Annotated in this window: 23 protein-coding genes; 4 read left to right on the top strand and 19 right to left on the bottom strand. The window is 59.5% G+C overall.

All coding sequences use genetic code 11. The features are described 5' to 3' along the window. Window positions 1-3: 3 nt before the first annotated feature. Genes H6866_02600 through fliF form a run of 5 tightly spaced genes read right to left on the bottom strand, consistent with a single transcriptional unit; the run spans window position 4 to window position 4,631 of the window. Complete coding sequence (locus H6866_02600) at window positions 4-846, bottom strand: MotA/TolQ/ExbB proton channel family protein (protein USO08127.1); 843 nt, start codon at window positions 844-846, stop codon at window positions 4-6. 14 nt (window positions 847-860) lie between these two features. Beyond that, window positions 861-1,193 carry a flagellar motor switch protein FliN gene (gene fliN / locus H6866_02595; protein USO08126.1) on the bottom strand — a complete coding sequence of 111 codons (333 nt, stop codon included), beginning with the start codon at window positions 1,191-1,193 and terminating at the stop codon, window positions 861-863. After that, window positions 1,193-1,933: a hypothetical protein gene (locus H6866_02590; protein ID USO08125.1), complete on the bottom strand. Its 741-nt coding sequence runs from the start codon at window positions 1,931-1,933 to the stop codon at window positions 1,193-1,195. Before H6866_02590 ends, fliN begins: the two co-directional genes overlap by 1 nt. A gap of 15 nt (window positions 1,934-1,948) precedes the next feature. Further along, window positions 1,949-2,974, bottom strand: a complete 1,026-nt coding sequence (gene fliG / locus H6866_02585) for a flagellar motor switch protein FliG (protein USO08124.1) — start codon at window positions 2,972-2,974, stop codon at window positions 1,949-1,951. 4 nt (window positions 2,975-2,978) lie between these two features. Beyond that, window positions 2,979-4,631: a flagellar M-ring protein FliF gene (gene fliF / locus H6866_02580; GenBank protein ID USO08562.1), complete on the bottom strand. Its 1,653-nt coding sequence runs from the start codon at window positions 4,629-4,631 to the stop codon at window positions 2,979-2,981. Window positions 4,632-5,171: 540 nt separating this feature from the next. Between fliF and H6866_02575 the strand changes: the two genes are divergently transcribed. Then, entirely contained in the window at window positions 5,172-5,603 is a 432-nt protein-coding gene (locus tag H6866_02575; protein USO08123.1) for a hypothetical protein, read from the top strand. Window positions 5,604-5,824: 221 nt separating this feature from the next. On the opposite strand, the gene flaF is transcribed toward H6866_02575, so the two are convergent. The 11 genes from flaF to H6866_02520 all read right to left on the bottom strand — a co-directional run bounded on the left by flaF (window position 5,825) and on the right by H6866_02520 (window position 19,017). Then, on the bottom strand, window positions 5,825-6,280 hold the full coding sequence (flaF, locus tag H6866_02570; GenBank protein ID USO08122.1) for a flagellar biosynthesis regulator FlaF: 456 nt from the start codon (window positions 6,278-6,280) through the stop codon (window positions 5,825-5,827). After that, window positions 6,273-6,656, bottom strand: coding sequence for a flagellar biosynthesis repressor FlbT (gene flbT, locus H6866_02565; GenBank protein ID USO08121.1), 384 nt, complete (start codon window positions 6,654-6,656; stop codon window positions 6,273-6,275). The genes flaF and flbT overlap by 8 nt, the downstream gene beginning before the upstream one ends. 168 nt (window positions 6,657-6,824) lie before the next feature. Next, complete coding sequence (locus H6866_02560) at window positions 6,825-8,564, bottom strand: flagellin (protein USO08120.1); 1,740 nt, start codon at window positions 8,562-8,564, stop codon at window positions 6,825-6,827. Window positions 8,565-8,712: 148 nt separating this feature from the next. Next, complete coding sequence (locus H6866_02555) at window positions 8,713-10,512, bottom strand: tetratricopeptide repeat protein (GenBank protein USO08119.1); 1,800 nt, start codon at window positions 10,510-10,512, stop codon at window positions 8,713-8,715. Continuing rightward, on the bottom strand, window positions 10,509-12,296 hold the full coding sequence (locus H6866_02550; protein USO08118.1) for a methyltransferase domain-containing protein: 1,788 nt from the start codon (window positions 12,294-12,296) through the stop codon (window positions 10,509-10,511). The genes H6866_02555 and H6866_02550 overlap by 4 nt, the downstream gene beginning before the upstream one ends. A gap of 120 nt (window positions 12,297-12,416) precedes the next feature. Next, a complete protein-coding gene (locus tag H6866_02545; protein ID USO08117.1) occupies window positions 12,417-14,381 on the bottom strand; it encodes a flagellar hook-basal body complex protein in 1,965 nt (654 codons plus the stop codon). A 64-nt stretch (window positions 14,382-14,445) separates the two neighbouring features. Then, window positions 14,446-15,159 carry a flagellar hook capping family protein gene (locus H6866_02540; GenBank protein ID USO08116.1) on the bottom strand — a complete coding sequence of 238 codons (714 nt, stop codon included), beginning with the start codon at window positions 15,157-15,159 and terminating at the stop codon, window positions 14,446-14,448. An 11-nt stretch (window positions 15,160-15,170) separates the two neighbouring features. Further along, window positions 15,171-17,072: a flagellar hook-length control protein FliK gene (locus H6866_02535; GenBank protein ID USO08115.1), complete on the bottom strand. Its 1,902-nt coding sequence runs from the start codon at window positions 17,070-17,072 to the stop codon at window positions 15,171-15,173. A gap of 15 nt (window positions 17,073-17,087) precedes the next feature. Then, the gene (locus tag H6866_02530) at window positions 17,088-17,537 is read right to left on the bottom strand and encodes a hypothetical protein (GenBank protein USO08114.1); all 450 of its coding nucleotides are present in this window, start codon (window positions 17,535-17,537) and stop codon (window positions 17,088-17,090) included. Continuing rightward, a complete protein-coding gene (locus H6866_02525; GenBank protein ID USO08113.1) occupies window positions 17,534-17,899 on the bottom strand; it encodes a rod-binding protein in 366 nt (121 codons plus the stop codon). The genes H6866_02530 and H6866_02525 overlap by 4 nt, the downstream gene beginning before the upstream one ends. Next, complete coding sequence (locus tag H6866_02520) at window positions 17,899-19,017, bottom strand: flagellar basal body P-ring protein FlgI (GenBank protein USO08112.1); 1,119 nt, start codon at window positions 19,015-19,017, stop codon at window positions 17,899-17,901. The genes H6866_02525 and H6866_02520 overlap by 1 nt, the downstream gene beginning before the upstream one ends. Window positions 19,018-19,122: 105 nt before the next feature. Between H6866_02520 and H6866_02515 the strand changes: the two genes are divergently transcribed. From H6866_02515 to H6866_02505, 3 genes are all read left to right on the top strand, one after another. Then, window positions 19,123-19,572, top strand: a complete 450-nt coding sequence (locus tag H6866_02515; protein USO08111.1) for a flagellar assembly protein FliX — start codon at window positions 19,123-19,125, stop codon at window positions 19,570-19,572. Window positions 19,573-19,696: 124 nt separating this feature from the next. Next, a complete protein-coding gene (dksA, locus tag H6866_02510) occupies window positions 19,697-20,134 on the top strand; it encodes an RNA polymerase-binding protein DksA (GenBank protein USO08110.1) in 438 nt (145 codons plus the stop codon). Window positions 20,135-20,285: 151 nt separating this feature from the next. After that, complete coding sequence (locus H6866_02505; protein USO08109.1) at window positions 20,286-20,774, top strand: hypothetical protein; 489 nt, start codon at window positions 20,286-20,288, stop codon at window positions 20,772-20,774. 79 nt (window positions 20,775-20,853) lie between these two features. On the opposite strand, the gene H6866_02500 is transcribed toward H6866_02505, so the two are convergent. The 3 genes from H6866_02500 to flgG are packed head-to-tail and all read right to left on the bottom strand — an operon-like array spanning window position 20,854 to window position 23,477. Further along, window positions 20,854-21,597, bottom strand: coding sequence for a flagellar basal body L-ring protein FlgH (locus tag H6866_02500; GenBank protein ID USO08561.1), 744 nt, complete (start codon window positions 21,595-21,597; stop codon window positions 20,854-20,856). A gap of 47 nt (window positions 21,598-21,644) precedes the next feature. Further along, the gene (gene flgA, locus H6866_02495) at window positions 21,645-22,661 is read right to left on the bottom strand and encodes a flagellar basal body P-ring formation protein FlgA (GenBank protein ID USO08108.1); all 1,017 of its coding nucleotides are present in this window, start codon (window positions 22,659-22,661) and stop codon (window positions 21,645-21,647) included. 30 nt (window positions 22,662-22,691) lie between these two features. Further along, window positions 22,692-23,477, bottom strand: coding sequence for a flagellar basal-body rod protein FlgG (gene flgG / locus H6866_02490; protein USO08107.1), 786 nt, complete (start codon window positions 23,475-23,477; stop codon window positions 22,692-22,694). Window positions 23,478-23,506: the final 29 nt, after the last annotated feature.

Genomic DNA, 23,506 nt, shown 5'->3' with positions numbered 1-23,506 from the left:
GGGTTACTGGTTGAAATAGCGGACGCGCTGGCCGGGAGGCAGGAGCATGTTGAGTTCGTGCTCCAGCTTGCGCGGGTGGTCCTGCCGCGCCATCGAGATGATGGCCGCCAGCACCATGTCCTTGATCATTACGTCCTCGCCGGAATTGCGTTCCAGCTTGGCTGCCAGCGGCATCAAAAGCACCGTCGACATCATCGCGCCGTAAAAGGTGGTAAGCAGCGCGATCGCCATGGCCGGGCCGATCTTGGACGGGTCGTCGAGGTTGTTGAGCATCTGCACCAGACCCATCAGCGTGCCGATCAGTCCCATGGCGGGTGCGACTTCGGCCGCGCGGCGGGCGATGGAGGCGGTGCGGCGGTGACGGTCGATGACGGATTCGATGTCCTGGGTCAGGATGCGGTGGATTTCGTCGGCGTTATAGCCGTCGGCGATGAACATCACACCCTGATAAAGAAACGGGTCCTTGCGCAGCTCGTTTTCGATCTGCGAAATCGCCAGCGGCCCCTTCATGCGCACGAGGGTAGCGAGGTCGAGCAACTGGCGCGCCATGGCGGAAGGGTCGCGGTGATTCTTGATCAGGGCGGAGCGGAAAATCTCGACGCTTTTTTTCAGGTCGTCGGCGGAATAGGAAACGGCGGTGATCGTCACCGTGCCGCAGATCACCATCAAAACGCCGTGCAGGTCGAGATACGAGCCGATGGAGCCGGTCAAAAACAACGCCGCGCCGATCAGGGCCACGGTCGCGAACATGCCGATCGCGGTCGCCATGTCGATGCGGCGCTGGGGCCGGGCGATCCTGACAGCGCCCGGGGCGCTGATGGTGGAGGCGGATGTGTCTTCGGCCATCGTCGAGGCGGGTTTCAGGACCGGTCGGATTTGATGATTTCGGTCATGGTGATGCCGAGTTTGTCTTCGACGACCACGACCTCACCGCGCGCGACAAGCCGGTTGTTGACGTAGATGTCGATGGCTTCGCCCACCTTGCGGTCCAGTTCGACCACCGCGCCGCGGCCGAGCTTGAGCAACTGGCTGACCTGCATGGTGGAGCGGCCGAGAACTGCCGAAATCTGGACCGGGATGTCGTAAATCGCCTCGACATCCTTGGCCATGGCCTCGCCGACTTCGTGTTCAAAGGTTTCCGCTTCCGCATTGGGATCGGTCATTTCCTGAAGGTTCATGTCGTTGTCGGTCATTACGCGCCTCCGTCCTTGGGTGCGGTGTCGGGTTCATCAGTATGGGGTGTTTGCGGCGCCTCGTCCATCGCGGCATCCTCGATCGGAGTCGCGACCTGCGGTTTCAGGTGGTCCGGCAGGTGGCCGACGATGGTTTCCAGCAGGCGCGCGGCGACGATGTTCGGGTCCCACTGCGCGCCGCCGCCCGACCATTCGATGCGGCATTGCAGGTCGTGCAGTTTCGGGTCGGGCTGGATGGTCCAGTCCTGTTTGCGGCGCATGTTCGCGGCCATGGCATGCAGACGTTCGGTGACGGCCTGTTCGCGCACGGGCGGAACATGAATGACGATGGATTGGTGGCCGACATGGCCTTCCAGCACGCCGACAGTGAAATTCGCGATCTGTTCGACGCTGAGCGTATCCAGCAGCACAGGCAGGGTGCGCACCAGCGCCTGCACGGCGACCAGCGCCGCCTGATCGATGAAGGTGGCGGTGCGGTCGGCCTCCTGCGTCGAGAGGCGTTCGGCCGAAATCACCATCTGCTGGACCAGATCGCGGATCTGGGCTTCCTGACTGTTGATTGCTTCCTGCAGGCCGGCGATGCGGCCTTCCTCGAATCCGCTTTCGCGGGCGGCGGCCAGTTCCTCCTGTGAGAAGGTCGGGCGGCGGGCCAGCGCGGCCTTGGCGCGGATCGCCTCCTCGTCGAAATCGTTGAGGTCGAACAGGAATTTCTTGCCGGGCAGGTTGATGTTTTTGTTCATCGCGCGCGCGGATCATCAATAGATGATCTCGTCCTCCTCCTTGCCGGTGGCGACGCGGATCTCGCCGCGCGATTCCAGATCCTTGGTGACGGAAACGACGTATTGCTGCGCCTCTTCGACGTCCTTGAGGCGGACGGGGCCGAGTGCGCCCATGTCCTCACGCAGGATCTTGGCCGCGCGTTCGGACATGTTGGAGAAAAATAGATCGCGCAGGGTTTCCGTCGCGCCCTTGAGGGCGAGGGGGAGTTTTTCCTTGTCGATCGCGCGGATCAGCGACTGGATCGATTGCGGGTCGAGCTTGCCCAGGTCCTCGAAGGTGAACATCAGGGAACGGATCTTTTCGGCCGCGTTCGGCTCCGATTCCTCAAGTCCCTGCATGAAGCGCGTTTCAACCTGACGGTCGAGGTTGTTGAATATTTCGGCCATCATCTCGTGGCTGTCGCGGCGCTGGCCGCGGGCGAGGTTGGACATGAATTCGGTGCGCAGCGTTTTTTCGATGTCCTCAAGCACGTCCTTTTGCACGGATTCCATGCGCAGCATGCGGTGGATGACCTCCATCGCGAAGCCCTGCGGTAAAAGCGCCATTACGCGCGCGGCGTGGTCGGGCTGGATCTTCGACATGACCACCGCGACGGTTTGCGGGTATTCCTTGACGAGGAAAGAGGCCAGCACCTCCTCGTTCACGTTGCCCAGCTTTTCCCACATGGTGCGACCGGCGGGACCGCGGATTTCCTCCATGATCGCGCCGACCTTTTCCTTGTTCAGGACCTTGGCCAGCAGGCGTTCGGTGGAATCGAGCGTACCGACCAGCGAGCCGGTGGACGACATCTGTTCCGCGAAATCGACAAACAAGCGTTCGATCACGGTGGAGGATACCTTGCCAAGGCCCGCCATGGTGGTCGAGATTTCCATGATCTCGTCCTCGTCCATGAATTCAAACAGTTTGGCTGTGTGGTCCTCGCCCAGGGCAAGCAGGAAGATCGCGGCCTTTTCCTTGCCGCTGAGCGTCCTGTAATCCTCGCGCATCCTTATCGCTGCCATGGCGCTACTCCTGCGTCATCCAGTTGCGGATGATGGACACGGTTTCGTTCGGGTGGTTGGTGACGATGTCGCCCACCTTGCGCACCGTCGATGCCTTGACCTTGCCCTCCACCGCTTGCATGTCGATCAGCGAGTCCTCCTCGGCCTGCGCGCGCGCCTCCATCTCGGCGGGGCTGGGTCCGGTCAGGGCGGGAGCGGAGGTGTTCTGGGCCAGCAGCATCTCGCTGCGCGCTTCCTCGATCGCGGCTTTCTGCGCCTGGAAGAGCGACGTCATGATCGGTTTCAAAACCAGCAGGATGACCAGGATACCCATGACCGCGAGCATGATCATCTCGGCGGTTTGCAGCAGCTGGCCGCGGTCGAAACCGAAGAGCGTCGAATCCTCGCCGACATCGGGGGCATCGACTTCGGTGAACGGCATGTTCACGACTTCAACCGTGTCGCCGCGCGTGGCGTCGTAGCCGATCGCGGATTTGACCAGACTTGCAATCTTGTCCAGTTCTTCCTGCGAGCGCGGCTGGTAGGTTTTCTTGCCGTCCTTGTCGGTTACTTGCGCGCCGTCGACCAGCACCGCGACCGAGAGTTTCTTTACCTCGCCGGTTTCACGGGTAACGCTTTGCACCGTCTTGCTGATTTCGTAGTTGGTCGTTTCTTCGGTGCGTTTTGATGTGTTGGCGGATTCGCCGCTGGCGGCGGTGGAGTTACCGCCGGGTACGTTGTTGGCGACGCTGACGCTGCCGCTGCCGGTTGCGCCGCCTGCGTTCGAGCCCGTTTCAGACGCGTTGTCCTCGGTCGTTTGGGATGAACGCACGACCTGACCGTTCGGATCGTAGGTTTCGGAATTGGTCTGGATGCGGTCGAAATTCAGGTCGGCGGTGACGTGGGCGCGGACCTTGTTGAAACCGACGATGCGCCCGACCATATCCTCGACGGCGGTTTGCAGGCGGGTTTCATAGTCGCGGCGCATGTCGTCGGCCTTTGCACCGGCCATCGCCTCGGAATTATCCGTGTTGCCGCCAGCCAGCAAATTCGCCTCGGTGTCGATGATGGTGACGTGTTCGGCCTTGAGTCCCGGCACCGCGTTCGCGACCAGGTTCTGGATCCCGTATATTTGCTCGCGGCTCAGCCGTGCCGCGGGTTTGAGTTTGAGTGTCACGGACCCCGAGGCTTCCTGCGTGTCGCGGGAAAACAGTTCGCGCTGCGGCAGGACCAGGTGCACCTTGGCAAATTCGACAGGATCAAGCGTGGCAATGGTGCGCGCCAGTTCGCCCTGCAGGGCGCGAACCTGATTGATGTTCTGGACGAAGCTGGTGGTGCCGAAGCCGTTTTTCTGGTCGAAAATTTCATATCCCATCGAGCCGCCGTTGGGCAGGCCTTCCTGCGCCAGCACCATGCGGGCGCGGCCGATTTCGTTTTTCGGGACCCGGATCTGGGAGCCGTCGGTCGAAACCTCGAACGGGATTTTCATTTCATCGAGTTTGGCCGCGACGGCTCCCGAATCGATTGAGGACAAGCTGCCGTAAAGCAGGGTGAGGGAGGGTTTCGATACTTGCGCCGAAACGAAGACGAAAAAGATCAAAAGGCCCAGAAAAACGCCGCCAAGCATGGCCAGACGGGCGGGGCCAAGACTTCTTACGGTATCGACAAAACTGCTCATTCCGGTCGTTTCCCCCGCATGGCGGCCTTCCGGGCCGAAAGCGGCCACGGCGGGATGGTGTGTGGATGTGCCGAAAACGGCAAACTAAGTCGCTGTAAAAGCAGAATTTTAGCCCATATCATCCCTGTTGTTAACATACATTAATTTTAACTTATTGTCCAATGATTGGGTTGCGGCGCATGAAAAGCCACCAATTTTAGACTGGTTTTCGAAATAGGCTGAGGTCTTGCGGCCATAGATACGAATCGAATACGCGGCCTGTTCCGGGGCGGTGTCGCAGGTCTTGTTGAATGCGATAAAGCATATCGGCGTATATTCAGTCGGTTACGGTTGTTTTTTGCGATAAAACCGCAATAACTGGATGGGTTTGTAACAAAAGCGTTAACATACCGAAATTCTTGAATAATTTTTAAAATGAATTGTTTTTTCCCTGCGGATGCGGTATGATGATAATAGGGCAAGTAGACCTTGCCGCTTGGGGAAAATATGATTGAGGCAATTAAATCTTCGGTCGCAAATAGCGTCCTTCAACGGGGGAGTGTGGACCAGTCGTCCACGCTCAACTCGTTTGCCGCCAATCCGGACAAAGTCCAGAGCGTTTCGCAAACCCCGTATGTCAGCCCGACGGTTCGGGTCGACGTCAATACGAAGATTGCGATTCTGGAGTTTCGTGAATCAACCACGGGTGAAGTGGTCACCCAGATTCCGTCCGAACAGGCGATCCGCACTTATAAATTGCGGGAAGCAAAAGAAGATGCGCAACTCCTCGCCAAGCTGACTCAAAAATCCGGCACCCAGAATGGTTCTGTGCCTTCAACGGGAAATACGGGTTCTTCGCATATCGCGCAGGAAAGCGCGAGCGCCCAGACATCCAACGCTCCTGTTCAGACCAGTTCCTCCGAGGTGGCGGACGCCAGTCTGGCTAAGGAATTAAGTGCGATCACCACACAACTGGTCGAGGTTTCCGCCTAATTGCGGGGATTTCAACCGGTCCAGCCTGCCACGCACGCATGATATGCGTTTTGCGGTTGGTTGTTTTGTAACTGAAGCGCCGGTTTCCGGCATTCCGTGCCGGTTTCGTATCCGGTGTTCGTATCCGGTGTTTGTATCGAGCTTATGCGCTGTTGTTCTGGATAAAAAAGACCGCCTTTTGGGCGGTCTTTCGTTTTTGAATTGGAAGGATGCGTGAAAGCTCACGCGGTCGTAGCGGTTCCGCCCGACGAGGTCTGGCCATGCGGCGGCGGGACGGGAGCGTCAGCCGATTTCGGGCGGGCAGTCATAAGGCCGGCCGCGATCTGGCGGTTGATGTCGACCAGCACGCGCAGCTTTTCCTTGCTGGGTTCGGAAAGAATGTTGAGCGAGCGTTTGAAAATGAAATTGCACAGATTGACGATGTTGTTGCGCAAATCGACAGGGCGATCGTCCGGATTCTCGATCGCGGTGTCGAAGAACAGCATCCACAGCTTGCGGTTATAGGTCAGGATATTGTCGATATCCTCCGGCGTGGCCATATCCCAGTTGTCGTGCAGTTTCTGGATCTCGTTTGCGGCCTTGAGCAGCAACTGACCTTCCAGATCGCGCTGATCCGGTGTTTCCTTGGCGGTTTTGCCGTATTTGCCGGCGGCGTGTGCGTGCGGGTTCTTAGACATTGGCCATCAGCTCCTGTTCATAGTCGATCAGTTTTCGCGCCTCGCGCAAGGCCTTGTAATAATGGCCGCCTAAAATCTGCGCCGAAATATCGGCGATCAAAAGGGCGGTGGAGGGCGCGGCCTCCTGCACCTCGCGCACGGCAGAAAAATACTGGTCGTATATTTCCGTCGCGTCGGTCGCGAGATACATCATCTGGATAATGAAATAGATGCGTTTGCACGGAGAGGTAGCATCCTGCTCGCGCAGTACGTCCTTTTCGCGCAGGATCGGGGCGTCGCCCTCGATATGCAGGCGCGTGCGCTGGTTATCATTGGTGATAACGGCGTTGCCGACGATAATCCGTTCTTTGGGTTTCAGGTCTATGACCAGGGCCATGAGCTTCTCTCACATTCTTGCAGGGACGTTCTGTCCCGGATGTTGGCAGTTTTGGTTCAAAATCAAAAGGTCAAAAGAAAAAAATCGTTTTTTCCTTGGACCTTCCGACCCTGCGGGTGGGAAGGGGAAGGAGGACCGGCCTTCTGCCGGTCCCCTTTCCGGAATTTATTAGAACAGGCGGAGAACCGACTGTTGGGACTGAGAGGCCAGCGACAGGGCGGTAACGCCGAGTTGTTGGCGGGTCTGCAGGGCCAGCAGTTTGGCGCCTTCCTCGTTCTGGTCGGCCAGCGTCAGCTTGTCCGAACCTTCGTTGAGGGTGGCAACCAGGTTCTTCGTGAAGTCCTCGCGGGTTTGAATGATCGAGAGGGAGTTCGCCAGCGTAGACCCGAAGGAACGCAGGGTGGTCGTCGCCGCGCGCACCTGAGTGCCCGCTTTCTCGATCGTATCGGAACGCGAGAAGTCCGCTTTATCAAGGCCAAGGCCAGCCGAGTTCAATTGTGAACCTGACGTGGTCAGCTTGTTGGAGCGATCTTCGTTGAAGTAGGTGTCGAGGTTGTCGCCACCGATCAGGTTGACGCCGCGGTAACCGGAGTCCTTGACCAGACCGTCGATCTGTTCGCGCAGCGAGTTGTAGTCGCTTTCGTACTGTGAAAGCGTCGACGCCGCCGAAGCCAGAATGAACGTTTCACCTTCCGAACCGGATGCAGCGCCGGACAGGAAACCGTCCGTAGCCGTATCCCCAGCGTCAACACCAAAGCCAAAGTTGGCTTGTGCAGTACCGTCGCCGGTCGATGCTTCTGTGAGGGCGATTTTAACAGTCTGCACATCGGACGAAATCGCCGCAATGCTGAATTTGCCCGTGGTTGCATCGTAGGAGGCCTTGATCTGCTGGTTCAACGAGGCGTTGTTGTTGATACCGTCGACCAACCCTTGAATCGTAGTCGTGTCATTAAACGTGACAGGAACCACTGATTTGTTGTTGATCGTGATGTTCAACGTCGCGTTGTCCGTACCCGAACCGTTGTCGAAGCGTCCAATAGCGCCGCCATTGGTCGTCATGACCGAGGTCAGTGCCGTCGACGCGCTTGCCAGCGTATCGGTGGTGCCGGTGTAGAACACGCCGGAAACCAGCGAGATGTTCGGCGTGGCCGTGAATTCGACCGCGTTGTTGGTGCTGCCGGTCGGGGTGACCTTGGCGTATTGGCCAAAGCCGAGCGCGGAAGCCAGAGCCTGGTCTTCCGAACCGCCTGCAGTACCACTGTTGGCGTTGAAGGTGACGTTGAAGGTGACGCCTTCGAGGCCGGTCAGTTTCAGATTGCCGCTCGAATCCAGCTCAGCCTTGAGCAGTTGCTTGCCGTTGGTCGACGACGTGGCACCGGTGCTGTCGGTGATGTCGTTGATCTTGGTGATCAGCTGTTCAATGGAGTCGTTGGAAGCGATGGACACGCTGGAGGATGACAGGGTCAGGACCTTGCCGTCCGCGTTTTTCACAACCAGATCGAGCTGGTCGCTAGCGTGGATACCGGTCACCGAAGTGAGGTCGGTCACGCCCGCGAGGTTGGCATCGCCGGTCGCGGCGGCAACTTTGCCACCCGAGTTCACAGCTTCACGAGCAGACGCCACGATGGAATCCGCTTGCTGAACCAGTGTGGTCAGCGAGCTGACGCCTGCGTCGGCTGCTTTAATGGTCTGGATCGACTGACCGATCCCGTCGAGAAGGCGGGTCAGGTCCGACGAACGGTTTTTCAAGGCTTCCGACGCGAAGAAGTTTTGCGGGTTATCAAGCGCCGAAGACACTTTCAAGCCCGTTGACAGAACACCTTGCACTTTATCGATTGAGGCCTGCGTACGCTGCAACGACAAAAGGTTGCTGCGAAGCGCAGACGAGAGAACGACTTCACCAGTCATGTTGATAACTCCTATCCTAGGGGTTGTTTAATTACCGCCACCTTTTCCTTGGTGGCACCTATCCATCATAATAGCATGATTCTTAAAAAAGAATTAAAGGGACAATTTTAGAAAACTTTTAAAAACCCGGCTTGAATGCTGGTGCGATTCAAATACTGCCGGGTATGAACGGCGATGGTTCGAGTACCGAAAAATCGCTTTTCGCGAGTCTTTTCAAATCCTTGGTTATGGCATCCAGAGGGGCGGAAAAATCCCCGGGTGCGAGGGCGCGGTACAATCTCATGCCGGGATACCAGGGGCTGGCCGGTGTGTCGAGGTGCCAGCGCCAATATGGGTCATATGGTAAAATCGTCCATGTCGGGACTCCGCATGCACCGGCGGCATGGACCGTGCTGTTGTCTATGGAAATAACAAGGGTGCAGCCATGGATCTGGTCGACGAAGGATTGTAAATCGCTCCACTGGTCGACGCTTGGGTCTTCGTCGATACGCAAGCCGTCTTTGGCGGCCTCGTCACATTCGGCGGCGATGTCGCCGTATTGAAGGCTGATGAAGCGCAGACCGGGAATGTCCTTCAGGCCTTTGAAGTCGTGCAGGGCGAGCGAGCGTTTATATCCAGCATCCAGACTTTTGGTGCGCCATGCCAGACCGATGGTGACGCCGTCGCCGTAATTGCGCCGGTTCATGGCGCGCAGGGGCGTCTGTGGCGGGATGGTGTCGATACCGGTATCAAAAATCGCGGGCAGGCTGCAGATCGGGATCAACGCGTCGAAGGCGGATTCGTCCCAATGAAAGCCTTGTGCATCGGTTGCCATGAAACCGATACCGGGCATGTTGTTTTCGATCAGGCCGCGCAGCTTGTTTTGTGCGTAAACGGCAACCCGCTTGGGATGAAAACGATCAAGCAAGGGCAGATAGCGCAGCATCTGGATGCTGTCGCCGACGCCTTGGTCGGCATAGACGGCCAGACGCTTTCCGGCCAGATCGTCGCCCCGCCATAGTTTTGCGGGAAAGGGGGGCGGCTGCATCGCCGGGTCGCGGCGTTCAAAGCGGTGTTCAATATGCGGCCATGCGGCGTGATAATCCCGCGCCATCAACAGCAGCGTGCCAAGTGCGTAATGCGCGTGCGGGTTGTGCGGTTCGCGTTTCAGTGCCTCGCGCGCGGCGTTGATGCCGTCGTCCAGCCGGTGCAGGTGTTTATATACGCCGGTTTCATTGATGAACGTGGTCGCGGCAAGCGCGGGGTCGAGCGCGCGGGCGCGGGCGAAGGCCGCCAGCGCCGCGTCGTTTCGTTCCGCGTTTTTAAGCGCGTTGCCCAGATTGTTCCAATGCATCGCCTGATCCGGCGCCAGATCACGGGCGCGGGTCAGGATACGCAGCGCATCGTCAAAGCGGCGCGCAAGGCCGTAGGCTTTGCCCATCGCGGGCAAAAGCTCGATATGGTCGGGCCAGCGTTCAAGGGCGGATTCAAGCCGGGAAATCGCGGCGTCGATATCGCCTTTCGCCATTTCGGATTCGGCTGCGTAGACGGTAGCGAGGCGTCCTTGCGGATGATCAAGCGGCAGGGACGCGACGAATGCCAGCACGTCTTCATGGCGGTTGAGCGCGTAAAGCGTCGCCAGATAATCGGCGGTTATTTCCGTGTCGGTGGGGGCGTATCCACGGTAGGCATCGTAAGGGCGCAGGGCATCGGCGTGCAGGCCCGCGCGGGTCAGCGCGATCGCCAGCGCCTTGAGCGTGGTCACCGGCACCTGTCCGTTCGCCAAAGCGCGCCCGAATTGCGCCGCCGCGTCACGGTAATGATGGCGGGCGAAAAGGAAGTGTCCGAAGGATAAAAGCGTTGAAGGGTCGTTCGGTGCTGCCTGCAGCGCCTGTGTATATAAAGTGTGCGCGGTTTTGTCGTCACTGCGGGATTCGGCGGCGCGGGCCCGATCAAGAAGCGCGTTCATGATAATTTGCGCAGGATCATCTGGTACATGCCGATGAAAGTGTCTGGGTTGGCGATTTCGAATGCATGCCAGTTATCAAGGCTGCGGCGCGAAGGGTCGCCAGGGAACATGCGATCGTAGGCATCAAAAATGCGCGGCGTCGCAAAATCGAACTTTTCAAACTCCAATCCCAATTTTTCCAACGCATCATGTATTTGTGGAATGGTAAAGCGATGCTCCTGCACGTGAAAGAGCAGGTCGCGGCAATTGGACATTGTATAGAAATCTCCTGCACCGATCAGATGGGCTGTGTCGTCATCCGCACCGGCGCCGTTGCGCAGGCTTTCACGGAATGCGCGGATGCCTTCAGGCGAGGCAGGGATATGTTCGCGCCTGATAACGTCCCGCGCCTGTGCGATATGGCGGCGCGCGATGTCAGAATAAAGCGCGATCTGCAGGACGGCACCGGGGCGCGCTACGTCGACCAGCGCCTGCCAGCCCGCCATCGGATCTTGCATGTGATGCAGTACGCCGGTGGACATCACGATGTCAAAGCTGCGGTCCAGCGTGCGCACGTCAAGAATGTCCATCTGCGCGAAAGAGACACGATCGGCGTAACCAAGCTCCCGCGCCTTGCGTAGCGCGTAGGATAGGCTGGAGCGGCTCAGGTCGATCGCAAGCGTATCCGCTTCGAATGTGTATTGCATGACATTGGAAACCTGCCGTCCGGTGCCGCAGCCGGCGATCAGGATATCGAGTTTCTTTCCCGGTTTTTGCAGGGCCGAGAGATCGGCCGGGAAGGGGTATATACGCGCCGTCGAAGCGTTTCTCCAGCGCGGGTATGGGTTTTCCTCGTACTGGGCACGGACCTTTTGTGAAACGTCGTTCGCGATACGGCCAAAAGACGGAATCTCCTCACGCAGGGCTTCCTCGGTCATATAGGTGACGACCTGTTCCGCCAGCAGGCGGCCGAACGCATCGTTCGTTTCGGCCCGCATGCGCGCCCATTCGACGAAAGACGGATTTCCCCGCAGGCGTTCCAATGGCCGGTAGCATGCAAGCAGCAATAGCGCGTCATGATCTGGCGGCATTTGGGTCGCGATTGTCTGCTCAAGACGGGCGAGGCGCTCTTCCTCCTCTGGCATGGCGGCGAATACGTATTCCGTCGCGAAAACCTGACTGGCGAGCGCGCCCAGCAGCGGACGATAAGGGGTAAGGCTTTGCGCGCCGCCGTCGTACATGGTCATGAAATGCGCGCGCAAGGATTTGAAAAAAGTTTCTTGTTCGGGCAGTGCGCAGGCGCAATTGGCGATTCCGTCAACGAGGAATGAATCGTTCAGGTAATCAGGCGGGAGGACGAAGAAAATCGGAGAAAATGTTTCCTCTGGCGCGCACAGCAGTCGCCGCAAAGGTTCGTATTCCGGTGCAACGCCCAGATAGGAATACCATGATTTGTACAGCCACTCGTGCTGCACGTTGTGTGTTTTCAGGCACAAGGCGATAGCCGCTTTTATGGTGGAATTGGCAACCGACACCATATAGAAGCGTAATGCGCCCGCGAGCTGGGCGACATAGTTGCCGTTGCCCGGATTTTCCGACGCAAGTTTGTGAAAGACAAGAATGGCGTGTTCCTGCTTGCGCGCCGCAAGATAGCATTTGCCGATGTTTTCCCAGAAAACGAGTTGGGATGGGTCAATGTCGATCGCGCGGGCATAGGCTGCGATCGCGCCCTCGTAATCGCGGGCGGCGAACTTCGATTCGGCTTCGCGCAGTGTGGTGTAGAGGTTTTTTGCGGGTTTGGACATTTGTCGCCGATTCTAAATAAAACGTTCGGATAGGTAAACAGTGCGCCCCGCCGGGTCCTTCTAACCCGGCGGGGCGCGGTAGCCGAAACAGCTGCCTGTTTGTTAGGCGGCTCCGCGCTTTTAGCGCAGTCTCAGCAATTCTTCCGTCATTTGGTCAGCCGTTTGGATGACCTTGGTGCCCGCGGAATAGGACCGCTGGGTGACGATCATTTTTGTGAACTCGTCGGCGATATCGACGTTCGATGTTTCGACCGCCGATCCCTCGACCAGCCCCGCGCCGCCGTTGCCGGCCTCACGCAGGTTGTAGGAACCTGATTCCGCCGACTGGATGAAGGCGTTGCCCGATTGTTCGGAAAGACCGTTGACGGCGGTGAATGTCGCCAGCGGCAGTTTGAACAGAGCCGAGGTCTGGCCGTTCGAGAAGCGGGCCGTGACGATCCCGTCGCGGTCGACCTCAACCCCCGTGCGCAGGCCAAGTTCGGCGCCGTTCTGGGTGGCGGAGGTGACGTTGTATTCCCCCGAAAACTGGGTCAGGCCGCCGATATCCATCGAAATGGTCTGAAGGGCGGAGCCGTTGCCCCAGTTGATGTCGGTGAGGGATATCTCGCTCAGGCCGTTGACGTCCTTCGCGCCGTTGAGCGTGCCGTCCGAGTTGAAGTTCAGCGAACCTTGTTTGAGGACCGTGCCGGTATCGAGGTCGACAAGGCTCAATTCCCACCAGCCATAGGCGTTGGGGGTGTTGGCCAGGCCCGCCGCCGGGAAGATATCCGGCTGTGTGGGCGTGGTTTCGGCCACCTGTGTGAAGCCCAGCTGTGTCGCCGCGGTGCCGGTGCCGCTGGTAACGGTCACGGCGTTGGCAGAGTCGAGCGATTGGATCTGGATCTCGCCGCTGGAGGTCAGTTGCGCGCGGGCCGAGGTCCCGATCGCGGCGTTCAAGCCGGTGATGAAGTCGCCGATCGTGTTGGTGCCGGTTACCGTGAAGGTATAGCTATCGGTGCCCACCGCCACCGTCAGGTCGTCGCCGGTCGTGATGGTGCCGAGCGAGGCGAAGGTGGTGGCGTTGGTAAGCGGGCCAAGCAGTGTCGAGTGGTTGTAGGCCGACATGGTGCTGAAGCCCAGCGTGGCAGCCGTGCCTGCGGCACCAGTTGTGGATACGTCCGTCACCGCGACCGTGTCCTCGAAGTTGCGGGCGTTGATCTTGATCTGGCCATCGGTCGTCAACTCGGCGGAGGCCACCAGTTGCAGATCCGGGTCGTTGTTGACGAAGTCGATCAGGTCCTGGACCGTGCTGGTGGAGGTCACGGTAAAGGTGTTGTTGGCGGTGCCGACAGCGATATTGACCGATTCGCCCGCGTCGACGCCGGCGAAGCTGGTCAACAGGTCGCTGCGTTCGGCGCCCGCGCCGGAAATCGACGAAACCGAGTAGGCGGTGGGCGAGGTGTGCTTGGTGAATTGCAGTTCCAGGTTCTGGCCTTCGCCCAACGAGTCGAACACGCGCAGGGTGCGTTTGAAATCCGGCGCCGTGCTGGATGCGACCGGGTAGGCGGTCGGCGTTTCCGACGCGTCGAGGTTGAGCGAGAATTCGGCCGAACTGGTCGCCTTGGTCAAGCCGCCGAGCAGCGAGACGTTGACCGATTCAAGCGAGGAAATATCGTCGCGGCCTGCCGGCAGGTTGCCGTTCTCGTCAATACGCCAGCCCATCAGGTAGAAGCCGGCGGTGTTGCGCAGATAACCGTTCGAGTCTTCCGAGAAAGAGCCAGCGCGGGTAAAAAGTTTTTCCTGCAGACCTTCGGGCGAACGTTGAACGACAAAGAAGCCGTTCCCGGAAATCGCGACGTCGGTCGTCGAGTTGGTTTGTTGCAACGCGCCTTGCGAGTCGATTTTCTGGACCGCGCGGGCAAGCACCGAACCCGGCGTATAGCGGGCGTTGCGCGATTCCGACGTGACCAGCGACTGGAAGGCCGCCTCGCGGCGCTTGTAGCCGACGGTGTTCACGTTCGCGATGTTGTTCGCGATCATCGAAATGGACTGGGCCTGGGCCGAAAGGGCCGACACGCCGGTGATGAGAGAGCCGAAAAGTGACATGGTGGTTTACCTCCTGAAAGATCCGTATGTATATGTGTTGGTCGCGTTGCGTTCTATGAATGAATTATCCTGTCGTCGTCCCGGTGCCCGTTCCTGTGTCCGGTGCCACGATCGTGTCGGGTTCGGAAATCGAAAGCACCGTGGTCGCGTCGATACGACGGTCGCCGTTGACGGCCAGATACAGAACGCCGTCCGTCATTTCCACGCCTTGGACGCGGGCAGGCACGCCGGTGTAGGTGCCGATCTGGGTGCCGGTTGAATCAAGCGCGTCGACGACCACCGAATATGTGCCGTCCGCGACCGGCAATCCCTGATCGTCCTTGCCATCCCAGGTCAGGTTGCCGGACGTATTGCCCGCCGTGATGTCCATGGTGCGCACGACATTCTTGTTCGCATCAAGGACGCGCAGCTTGGCTGTTTTGGCGTCGCCGTCGATGGCATAACCGATCTTGAGGCCGCTGCCGTCGTAATAAACCGTGTCGCCCTTGTAATAGATGTCCTTGCCGATATAACCGAGGGATTGCCCCATCTGATTGTTGTTGAGCTGGCCTAAAAGCGTGTCGAGCTTTTGGTTGGTCAAAATGCCCTGTTCGACCTGGCTGAACTGGACCAACTGGTTGGTGAATTCGCTGGAGTTCATGGGGTCGAGCGGATCCTGATTCTGAAGTTGCGTGGTCAGCAGCGTCAGGAACTGGTTATAGGTGTCGCCCGCCTTTTTCGCGGCATCGGCGGTGCCGGTTGCCATGGTGGACAGGGTGGTCGAACTGATCGAGGTCATGGTTCGGGTTCCTAAATCACTACGTTCACATGCGTAAGACCGGTTTCGGGATCGACGAAGATCGGCATTACGGTTTCAATCGTTGCAAGCTCTGTGCCATCTTCGTCCGTGCTAGCGTTTCCGCCGTTCTGATAGCTGTTGCCGTTTTGTGACATCGAGCCCTGAAAGCTGCCCTGACCGCCGAGATCGAAGGTCAGGGAATCGGCGTTCAGGTTGAAGCCCTGATCGTGCAGCGTGCGTTGAAGCGTGTTCGCATCCTTTTGCAGCATCGCGACGGTTTCGGGTCGCTCGGCCACCAGTTTTGCCTTGATCGTGTTGTCTTCCGAAAATTGCAGGGTGATTTTTACGCGCCCCAGATTTGCGGGTTCCAGTTGAATCGTGAACTGGCGGTCAATACCCGCGACCGCGCCTTCCATGCCGCGTTGCAGCGCCGCCGAAACCAGATGGATGGACGGGTGCAGGCCTGAGGCGGCAGTGCGCGCCGCGGTCAGGGTGGCGGTCGATCCGGCGATATTCTGCGCCGCGTCAGCGTGGATTTGCAAGGCGGGGTCGGTAAGACCGGTCATGTTGCCATCGGTGGCATCAAAGGCGGCGAGAGAGGTATCAAGCCCCTTGAGCTCTTTGCCGAAACCGTGCGGCGCGGCAGTGCTTTGCGGCATCAACGTCGTGGCGGAGATGTGGATCGCCGCAGCGGCGTTGGGGGCCGCCGCGGCCTGGATTTGAAGACCCGCCGTGTTGGGTGCGTTCGCCGCGATCGTGCCGGTCTGCGTATCAGCCGTGGCCGACGATTGCGCCTGCGCGGACATACCCGGGGTTTGCATTTGCGGCGCGGTTTTTTGCTGTGCGGGCAGACCCAACAGCGCGGCCATCAACTGTGCATGGTTGAAGGGTGACGCCTGCGGCGTCATGGTCTGCGGCATCATCGCCTGCACGGTGGTTTCCATCGCGGCGGCGGTATTTGTCTGCGCCGGAAATCCGGCGACGGGAACGGGCGATGTGTCGCCGGTCGATCCGGTCAAGGCCTGCACGGTTTGCAAAACCGGGGACAAGGTGGCGGGGTTGCCCAGCCAGGTCGCGGTATCGTCGTTACCGTCGTTGAGAAAGGCAGGGCCTTGGGCGACCTTCATTACGGTGTTGCCGCCGGTGTGCACCAGCCGTGGCATGGTCAGATATGGGGCGATGTCGGCGAAGGCGAGCTTTTTAAGCGCCTGAAAGCCATCCCCGTCTAAATCGGCGATGGTCATGGTGATGTTGGTGGTCGTGGGTTGCCCGGTCTTGGCGTCGATGGCGGGGGCCGTAACGGTTGTCGATACCGATGCTGGCAGCAGCGCGGCAAAAGCTGAAGTGACATCCGCCGCGGCTTGGTCGCCGCCTTGCGCCACTTGTTTAAGCAGGTCGAGCTTGGCGGAAAGGCTCATCAGCGCCTTGGCCAGACCGGGATCGGAAACGAACGTAACCAGATCGGTCGGTGAGTTGGAAACCGTCAGACCCGCGCCCGAGGATAGCGTGTCGAGCAGAGATAAGGTCTGGGCGTCGAGCGTGCCGGACTGGGTCATATGCGGCGCGAAGGCCGTCGCGATTTCCGGCGGCAGAGATTGCAGGTCGGCGCGTTTCAGTTTTTTGAGCGCGGCGGCCAGTTCCGGGGAAATCTGCAAGGATTGAAGCGCAAGCGCTGCATCGGCAGCGGGGTCGACGAGCGTATCGGCGCCTTGTTTTCCGGCAGCGCTCAACAGCGCGGTCGCCTGTGCCGCGCGGCCTTTTCCCAGACCGGCAAGCAGTTTTCCGAAGGCCGTACTTTGATCGGGTTTTCCGACAAGCTGGTCGAGCGTTAATTTGTTCCTGCCGGAGGCCTTCCCCGCATTTTTGAGGGGAACGTCAGGCAGAAGCTGGGATGCGATGGTGGCTTGCGGCATGATCGTGCTTTCCGGTTAGAGGACGGTATCGACCTGAATGGACAAAGGTGCCTGCGTCGTTCCGGCGCGGCCCTTGCGGGTATAGGTCTGGCGGTCGGCATGGACGGTTTCGCGCGCCGAGCGCACGATGCGATCGACGATGCGCTGCATCGAGTTGCGGCCGGCTTCCAGCACGCGGGCATTGCGTTCAGCCGCGGCGGAGAAGCGTTCGCCGGCAAGGCGCAGGCGTTCGCGCAGGGCCTGATCACCGCCTTTCAGGGCTGGGGCTTGACGCTGGAGCGTTTCCATCAGCGACTTATAGCGGGTGAGCATCGCGAACTTGTCTTCCTGTACCGATTTGAAGGTGACGAAATCGGCGCCCTTGACGGCGTTGCTTTCGCGGTCGAGCAGGCCGCACAGTGTATCCATGATCGCTTCGACCTCGCTTGTCAGTGTCATCGTTGCGTTTCGTGCGGCCGGGCTCATTGCGCGTTCCCTTGTTGTTGTTGCGTTTCCTGCATCTGAATCATCGCGGCGCGGATCGAATCCGACAGGCCAAAACCGCCCGCCTCGGCCAGCTTGTGGCCGTATTGTTCGATCATCATGCCTTTCCACGTATCCTCGGCCTCGCCGCCGCCGAAGGCAGGGTCGGCGCTCAGACCTTCGAACATCGGCTGGATCATCTGGGCGATGAACATGGATTCAAATTCCTTCGCCGTGGCGTCGATCTCCTTCATCTTTGCCGGGTCGATCTTCGTGCTTTGCAGGCCCTGTTTCGCACGTACGAGGGCAGTGTCGACGGATGCCAGCGGGGCCAGGGATGCGGCGGTGTTGGTTACGGACGTCATCACAGCACCTCGATTTCCGCCTGGATCGCGCCCGCGGCCTTGATCGCCTGAAGAATGGTGATCACGTCGCGCGGTGTCACGCCCAGTGCGTTGAGGGACGAAACCAGTTCCTGCAACGTCACGCCCGCGGGCAGATAGGCGATGTTGCCCGGGGGGGTGTTGACGTCGATATTGGTGCGCGGAACGGTCGTGGTCGTGCCCTGTTGCGAGAAGGGGGCGGGTTGCGAAACCTGCGGCGTTTCGGTGATGCGCACCGTCAGATTGCCCTGTGCCACGGCAACGGTGGAGATGCGGACATCCGCGCCCATGACGATGACGCCAGAGCGTTCGTCGATCACGATTTTGGCGACCTGATCGGGTTCGATGGTGAACTGCTCGATGTCGGTGATGGTATCGACCACCGATTTTCCGGTGGGTGGCGTGACCTTGACCGAGGCGTTGTTTTCGGCCTGGGCAACTTTTGCCCCGTATTGCTGGTTGATGGTGGCGGCGATGCGGCGCGCGGTGGTGAAGTCCGGGTTGCGCAGCGACAGCCGCACGGTCGCCATGCCCGCCATGTCGAAGCCAATTTCCTTTTCCACGATCGCGCCGTTGGGCACGCGTCCGGCGGTCGGAATATTCTGGGTGACGGTGCCGGCGTCGCCGCCCGCGGCAAAGCCGGAGACGGTGACGGGGCCTTGCGCGACTGCGTAAACCTCGCCGTCGCCGGCCATTAGCGGCGTGACCAGAAGCGTGCCGCCCTGCAGCGATTTGGCATCGCCCAGCGTGGAAACGTTGACGTCGATGCGCGCGCCCTGATTGGTGAACGGGGGCAGGGTGCCGGTGACCATCACCGCCGCCACGTTGCCGGTGTTCAGGTTCTGGTCGCGGACGTTGACGCCAAGGCGTTCGAGCATCGCGGTCAGGGATTGTTTGGTGAAGGGCGCGTTGTTCAGTTTGTCGCCCGTGCCGTTCAGCCCGACGACAAGGCCATAGCCGATCAGCATGTTGTCGCGCACGCCCTCGATATCCACGATGTCCTTGATGCGCGAGGATCCGGACGCGGCGGCCGGCATCGAAATTCCAGCAGCCAAAGCGGCCAGAACCAGAAGCGAGAGGGTGAATTTGCGCAGGCGCATGGGCGGTTGATCCTTTCCGGTACATGAGAATGCGAGAAGCGTGCCAAGTTGTGTTTTGGGTCAACGCGGATGACAGGAACGCCCGATTGCGTCATAATCGGCGTTATGCGCATTGAAGGTCCGAACCGCAGCAGCGATGTCAAAAAAAGCGGAAAAGCCCGTAAAAGCGGGGATGTTTCGTCGTCTTTCGGCGCGTTTCTGGATTCGGATGTCGAAGAGGCTGACGGTCCACGCGGCGGGGCGCCAGTCATGGGGGTGGGCAGTCTGTTGGCCGCGCAGGCAGCCGAGGATCCGACCGAACGCAAGGCACGCAAGCGCATGACAGCCCGCGCCGGCAAGGTTCTTGACGCGCTGGAGGGCGTGCATCGCGGGCTGCTAAGCGGGCAAATCACCGCCGAAACGCTGGAGCGGGTATCGGCCAGCGTTGCGGAAAGGCGCGAGAAAATCGAGGACCCGGCCTTGTCCGACCTGCTCGATCAGGTCGATCTGCGTGCGCAGGTGGAGATGGCCAAAATGGAAATGGCCCGCGACACAGCCAAAAACAAGAACAGTTAATCGCGTTTTTTCAATGACTTGCGCGCAAGGTGGCGCGGGCCTTGTTTTCCTTGTGGAATTCGGCGACCATCCTGTTATATCGTTGCCGATATTTTTGACCTTAACTTCAGGGAATCAATCGCTTATGTCGACCGCATCCAGCACCGTCACCGTCCCGCCGGATTACGATCCGAAGAAAGACAAGGGTAAATTCATGAACCCGGTCATGCTGGCCTATTTCCGCAAGAAACTGGTCGCATGGCGGGAGGAATTGCTGCATGGGTCCGAAGAAACCGTGCACAACACGCTGCAGGGGACGGAATTGCAGAAGCCCGACATCGCCGACCGCGCGGCGGCGGAAACCGACCACGCGCTGGAGCTGCGCACGCGCGACCGCGAGCGCAAACTGATCGGCAAGATCAACGAGGCGCTGTTGCGCGTCGAGGACGGTTCATACGGTTATTGCGAGGAAACGGGCGAACCGATTTCCGTCGCACGGCTTGACGCCCGCCCGATCGCGACCCTGTCGATCGAGGCGCAGGAAAAGCACGAGCGTCTGGAAAAAACCCAGCGCGACGATTGATCGCAGTTTTTTGTGATTTGAAAACCCGCCGGAAACGGCGGGTTTTTTGTTCTTGAGTCAGTGCGCGGGGCTTTTTTCGTTGCACACTGGCGTATGATTTGCCTAGGATTTTTGAATAAGAAAAAAACAATAATACCGAGCAGAGGTTTTCATGTCACAGGATACACGCGAAGGCGCACAGGGCGCTTTTGGGGGCGTTGCTGTTTCGCAGCCACCTATAGCAGATCCCAACGATGACCGAACGGCGTTTTCCATCGTCATGCTGTTGGATGTTTCGCAAGACCATGAGAATCCGAATCTTCAGGGTTTTCTCACGTGGATTCGTGAAAAACGCCCGCTGTTCTATTTTTACAGCGGTATTGAAGGTGCCGCGCAGTGTTTTTCCTTGACGCCTGAGCTTTATCCGATGGTGGTCGATGCCAGTCGGGCAGAAAGAATGGGACGGCTGCGCGTCATGGATGTCGCCGGATATGATGTCGTTCCCATCGGCGATGTTGACCCAGGTTTGTTTCCGTTCAATCTGCGCCGGATTTTGTCAGACCAGCCGCAACGACCCGACACACCGGTAACGATCCTGCATCTGCACGAATTCGGCGGGATGCCGCATGATTGCGCCCTGCATAGGTATCGCCTGCAATAAACCACCGCAGAACCCCTGATAAAAAGCGGCCCGCTGCGAAGCGGGCCGTTAAGTTTGAGGTGGTATGCAGAAGGAGAAATCAGAACGGGCTGATGACGTCGAGCACCTGTTGCCCGTAACGGGGTTGCTGGACATCCGTCAGCTGGCCGCGGCCGCCGTAATCGACGCGGGCCTCGGCGATTTTTTCGTAAGGAATCGTGTTGTCGATCGAGATGTCCTCGGGCCGGATCACGCCACTGATCGCGAGGATCCGGTTTTCGTAGTTGACGCGCATTTCCTGGCGGCCGGATATGACCATGTTGCCGTTGGGCAGGATTTGCGAAACGATCGCTGCGACCTTGAGTTTGATGTCCTCGTTACGCTTGATCTCGCCGGTGCCCTTGTGGGCCGAGGCGGTATCGCCGCTGAGCAGCGCCGTGGGGTCGACTGCGTTCGGAAGCACCTTGCCAAGATAGCTTTCATACCCCAGTGCGTGGCCGAGCGCCGAATTTTCGGACGCGGCGCGGTCGCGCGTGGTTTCGTTTTTCATCTTCGCCTCGTCGGCGATGTTGATGGTGACGGTCAGAATGTCGCCGATATCCTTGGCGCGCTGGTCCTTGAAGAAGGTCTTGCGCGAGCCGCCGGCCCACAGGCTGTTGGCCTGATGTTCGATGTATTCTGGCGCGGGCATCGGCATGCTTACCGGCTGGTAGCCGGGGCGAGCGGTCGGATTCTGGACCGGCGACTGGATCGGTTTTTCGCCGATGCTGGCCAAACGGTCGACCGAAGAGCAGGCGGCAAGCGCCAGCGTCGCCGCCATGGCGAGCCCTAAGGTCCGGATCATCTTCATCGATTGCTGCATTTCAACCACCTTTTGTTTTTATAGTCGTTTTAGTTGACCGTGACTTCGCGCGATGCGGTGACCCGGCCTTCGATCACACGGTTGGAACCGGTGTTGGAAACCTTGATGACCTGACCCATGGCGCCGTCTTCCTGGGCGCGTCCTTTCGCGGTCAGGGTCATGCCGTTGGCGGAAAAAACCATGGTGACCAGATCGCCGCGCGAAATCATGCGCGGCATTTCAATGTCGTCGTCGCGCACCAGATCGCCTGATGCGATCTGGCGGCGCGGCGTGGCGCCGACCAGCATGGTGGCGTCGCGAATGACGTTGGGGCGCAGCGTCGCGGCTTTTTGCGTCGTCCAGACGATATTTTCCTCGCTGATGATTTCGCCGTTGCGCAGGCCTGTCTTCAGAACAGGCACCTGGACCATGCGTTCGGCCTGTCCGCGCAAATTGACAAGTTGCTGCTTGCCGCCCGCATTGACGCGCAAGATCGCCGAAAACGTGCCGCCCGCCGGTTGCATGCTGAAATCGGCGACATCGACGCGTGGCGTCTGGTCGCCGGGGACGACGATCTGGGGCAGCTGGCCGGTCAGGGTGACGTTATAGCTTTGGCTGGCGTCGCTGCCCGCCAGATGGTCGCGGATCACCGCGCGATAGGTTTCGGAATCCAGCAACTGGGCGTTGCGGTGGATTCGCACTTCGTCGCCCGCTTCGGGACGCCAAGGCAGGTTGAAGGCAGTGGCGATGCGCAGCAAGGTGGGTTCGTTCCAGACCAGTTCCTCGCCCGGCGCGGGGGCGGGCGCAAGCACGAAATCGGCGTTCTGCCGAACATTTTCAAACACGTCGCCAAGGCGGATCTGTGCGCCCGTGACGCTGACTTCACGTACCGGGACAGGCTTGGACGGGATGGGGTTGAGCGTGTTGCCAAAGGCATGGCCGATGCCGGTCATCAGCAGGCCCATGGCCACCATCGCGCCCAGAATGATCAGCAGGATCTTACCCGCGAAGCGCGGCGTAAGCGCGTCGGGATTGCTGCGTTTCAATGTGGCCTGATATGCGGTCATGGATCTTCTCCTAATGTCTCGCGTTGGCTGTTACCTCAGTTGCGTCAGGGTTCCCAGCATGTCGTCCGAGGTCTGCACGACCTTGGAGTTCATTTCATAGGAACGCTGCGCCGTGATCATTGAGGTGATTTCGTCGACCACGTTAACGTTCGAGGATTCCTTGGCGCCCTGCTGCAGTTTGCCGAAGCCGACATCGGTCGGGTTGCCGACGGTGGGGCTGCCGGAGGCGGCGGTTTCAAGCAGGATGTTGTTGCCCACGGCCTCAAGCCCCGCATCGTTCTGGAAGGTCGCGAGCTGAAGCTGACCAACCTGGGTCGTCGTGGTTTGCCCCGCGATATTCACGGTGACGACGCCGTCGTCGGAGATGTTGACGCTGTGCGCATCGGCGGGGATCGTGATGTTGGGTTCGACCGTATAGCCCTGCGGGTTCACAAGCTGGCCATCGGCGTTGATCGCGAACGTGCCGTCGCGGGTATAGCCGATCGAGCCGTCGGGCATGTTGATCTGGAACCAGCCACGGCCCGCGATCGCGATGTCATAGGTGTTTCCGGTCATCGAGATCGTGCCCTGTTCGTTGATGCGGTAGACCGAGCCGGGCTTGACGCCGAGGCCGAGCTGGATGCCCGAGGGCAGGACCGAGCCCGTGGAGGACGAGGTGACGCCGGGGGTCGCCTTGTTCTGATAGATCAGGTCCTGAAATTCGGCGCGCTGGCGCTTGAAGCCCGTGGTGGTCATGTTGGCGATGTTGTTCGAGATGACGTCGACGTTCATCTGCTGGGCCAGCATGCCGGTGGCGGCGATATCGAGGGAAAGCATGGTCAGTAGTCTCCTTTTAATTCTTAAAA

The organism is Rhodospirillales bacterium (genome assembly GCA_023898805.1).
In the GTDB taxonomy this organism is placed as follows: domain Bacteria; phylum Pseudomonadota; class Alphaproteobacteria; order Micavibrionales; family UBA1664; genus UBA6145.
This window is presented reverse-complemented; position numbering and strand designations above follow the sequence as displayed.